Source organism: Flavobacterium suncheonense GH29-5 = DSM 17707, assembly GCF_000430025.1.
Classification (GTDB): Bacteria; Bacteroidota; Bacteroidia; order Flavobacteriales; family Flavobacteriaceae; genus Flavobacterium; species Flavobacterium suncheonense.
In genome coordinates this window covers 1-1,251 of the sequence record NZ_AUCZ01000051.1, presented here as the reverse complement: position 1 = coordinate 1,251, position 1,251 = coordinate 1, and the positions used below count along the sequence as shown (strand labels likewise).

The window sequence follows — 1,251 nt, the reverse complement described above, 5'->3', positions numbered from 1 at the left end:
CTCTAAAAGGAATTTTTTCTTTTATTCATGCTTCGCATTCATAACATAATTTTTCTTAAATTGCCGCAACGTCGGCCAAGCCTGAAACGTTATAAGCCATTTTGAAAAAACGAAACCTCTTATGAAAATACTAAATATTTTAGCTCTATCAGTACTAATAGTAAGTTGCTCTAAATTACCAGAAAATTCAATGATTACTGCAAAATACATTGTTTTTAATCATGACATTAGTTCTAAAACAATTGGAAATTTTGACAATGTAAAAGAGTTAACAAACAGCGATGAAATTACCCATCCATTCGTTGTAGATAAAAAATTTCATGATTTAGAATATGCTTTCATATTAAACCCAAATGGAACACTTGACAAAATAACCGAATATAAATACGATCAAAATGAGTTTTATCAAAAATATCAAATTGAGTTAGACACAATTGATAGAGAAAACATTGGTGTAGGATTTATGATCAAACTAGACGAAAAACTAAATCAAATTGTAGATGGTCAAGACACTTTAAAAATTTTAGACGTTTACCAAAAAGAAAGGTTAATTCGTGTTGACAAACCAGAAAATAAAGGAAGGATTGTGTTCTATCAGTATAAATAATAAAAACGGCTTATAACAGCGGTTTAGCGCAACGGCTGGTTTTGTTTCTCTTAGCTGGAAATTACGAAGTAGAAAATTTGATTATATTTACAACTATAAATTAAATACGCGCCGCTGCGCTAAGCCGCGAAACGTTAGCAGTAATGCGGCCAAAATTGTGAAAACGAAACTAATAACGATAAGAAATTTTGAAATACAATTTTTTAAAATCAACGCTAATTTTTTGTACAATAGGTTTTTTTATTCCTGGATTTACTGCCATATTATTGTTAGGAATTCAAATGTTGTTTACTAAAAATGGAATTGAATGTTCTGATTCGTGGAAATTGATTTGGTGCTTTACTTGGATTGGAATGTTACTTTTACCTTTTTTATTTATTAAAAATTTAAAAAAAATTAAAAGCCAACAATCATTAAAAACTAAATTAATATTATTCAATTTATTAGAATACATTTTCATTCAAGCAAGTCTTGCTTCTTTAATTACGGACGGAAAAACTTTATGTTATGGTTCGGTAGGACAAAATGGATTAGAATTTGTTTTTACAGGTTGGTTAGCTTTGCCTATATTATTAATTTTTAGCTACATTTTTAAAATTTTATCAGACAACAACTAAAGCACTACTGCTAACAACGGTTTAAAA

At 28.5% G+C, this 1,251-nt stretch carries 2 protein-coding genes; both read left to right on the top strand.

What is annotated here, in order from left to right; genetic code table 11:
• Positions 1-121 precede the first annotated feature (121 nt).
• The gene (locus tag G498_RS0110120) at positions 122-607 is read left to right on the top strand and encodes a hypothetical protein (RefSeq protein ID WP_131387720.1); all 486 of its coding nucleotides are present in this window, start codon (positions 122-124) and stop codon (positions 605-607) included.
• A gap of 188 nt (positions 608-795) precedes the next feature.
• Complete coding sequence (locus tag G498_RS0110110; protein WP_131387721.1) at positions 796-1,224, top strand: hypothetical protein; 429 nt, start codon at positions 796-798, stop codon at positions 1,222-1,224.
• Positions 1,225-1,251: the final 27 nt, after the last annotated feature.